Source organism: Clavibacter lycopersici, from assembly GCF_003576405.1.
GTDB classification, from domain to species: domain Bacteria; phylum Actinomycetota; class Actinomycetes; order Actinomycetales; family Microbacteriaceae; genus Clavibacter; species Clavibacter lycopersici.
Map to the genome: position 1 here is coordinate 1 of NZ_QWGT01000360.1, position 1919 is coordinate 1919.

2 protein-coding genes are annotated in these 1919 nt (G+C 76.7%); both read left to right on the top strand.

The window, feature by feature from the left end; all coding sequences use genetic code 11:
* Window positions 1-497 (top strand): CobW C-terminal domain-containing protein (locus tag DZG00_RS15065; RefSeq protein WP_147360050.1); only part of this gene is annotated, 497 nt, incomplete at its 5' end.
* Between the two features lie 129 nt (window positions 498-626).
* Window positions 627-1919 (top strand): RecQ family ATP-dependent DNA helicase (locus DZG00_RS15070; protein ID WP_147360051.1); only part of this gene is annotated, 1293 nt, incomplete at its 3' end.

Sequence of the window (1919 nt, forward strand, 5' to 3'; positions counted from 1 at the left end):
ACCGGCTGCCGCGCTGGGGCGACGTGGCCGGGCTCGCGGCGTCCGCGGGGTGGATGCGCGAGGTCACCGCGGCCGGCTTCGCGTCGCGGCACGGGGAGGTCGACCGGCTCGACGGGCCGGTGGGATCCGTCGTCGTCGGCGATCCGCGGCCGCTGCACCCCGAGCGGCTCGCGCTGTCCGTGGAGGAGGAGCTGCGGCCCGATCGCGCGGGCCTCGTGCTGCGCTCGAAGGGGTTCGTGTCGCTGGCGTCGAGGCCGGGCGAGGTGGGCGGGTGGTCGAGCGTGGGATCCATGCTGACGCTGCAGCCGACCGGGATCGACCCCTGGCAGGAGCACGCGCCGCACGGGACGGAGATCGCGTTCTTCGGCGTGGGGCTGCGGCCGGCCGTGCTGCGGCGGGCGATCGGACGGGCGGTGCTCACGGGCGAGGAGCTCGCGGCGGGGCCGGCGGCGTGGGCCGGGTACGCGGATCCGTTCCCCCGGGTGGACGCGGACTGAGCGCCGGTCGCGACCCGCCGCAGGCGACCCGCCGCCCGCGGCGCGCCCGGCCGCCTGCGAGGGTGACGGTCCGCCGAGAGGGGATGCGCGCGCCTGGTCACTGCTCGGCCCGCGGCGTTCAGTGGGGAGGTGAAGCAGAACCGCACAGCAGCGGGCACGACCCGCACCTCCCGCAGCACCACCAGAACCGCGCACGACCGCACGGCCGACGAGCGGCCCGCCGCCGACGAGCGGCCCGCCGCCGAGGATCCGGCCATCGTCCCGGAGCCCGCGCCGGGCCCGGAGCCCGAGGACGCGCTCCGCGTCGCCCGCGAGGCGTTCGGCTGGGACGAGCTGCACGACGGCCAGGTGCGCACCATCGGCCCGCTCGTGCGCGGCCGCGACGCCCTCGTCGTGATGCCCACCGGCTACGGCAAGTCCGCCATCTACCAGGTCGCCACCGTGCTGCTCGACGGCCTGACCGTCGTCGTCTCCCCGCTCATCGCGCTGCAGGCCGACCAGGTGCAGAACCTCGAGGACGCGCCCGCCGCGCCGCCCGCGCGCGTGATCAACAGCACGATCCGCGGTGCCGCGCTCGAGGAGGCGTGGGCGACCGTGGAGGAGCCCGGCGCGCGGATCGTCTTCCTCACGCCCGAGCAGCTGGCGCGCGACGAGGTCGTCGCGCGGCTGGTGGCGCGCGGGGTGTCGCTCGTGGTGATCGACGAGGCGCACTGCGTCGCGGCGTGGGGCCACGACTTCCGGCCCGACTACCTGGGGCTCGGCGGCGTGATCGACGCGCTCGGGCACCCGCCGACCGTCGCGATGACGGCGACCGGATCCACGCCCGTGCGCACCGAGGTCGAGGAGCGGCTGGGGCTGCGCGACCCGTTCGTGCTGTCCTCGGGCTTCGACCGGCCGAACATCCGGCTCGAGGTGCGCCGGCACACGGAGGAGGCGGAGAAGCGGCGCGCGATCGTCGCGCACGTGGTCGAGCAGACGCAGCCGGGCCTCGTCTACGTCGCCACGCGGAAGGACGCCGAGGACTACGCCGACGAGGTCCGCGCGGCCGGCCTGCGCGTCGACGCGTACCACGCGGGTCTGCCGGCGGCCGAGCGCGAGCGCGTGCAGCAGGCGTTCCACGAGGACGACGTGGACGTGGTGGTCGCGACGAGCGCGTTCGGCATGGGCATCGACAAGCCGACCGTGCGCTACGTGATCCACGCGGCGCCGCCCGAGTCGGTGGACGCGTACTACCAGGAGGTCGGGCGCGCGGGGCGCGACGGGGAGCCGGCCGTGGGGATCCTGCACTACCGCGCCGAGGACCTCGGCCTCCGCCGCTTCTTCGCGGCGCGCACGCCCCGGCCGGCGAGCCTCCGCGACGTGTACGCGGCGGTCGCGGTGGCGGGCGTCGACGGTCCGGTGCGCCCCGCGGCGGTCGCCGAG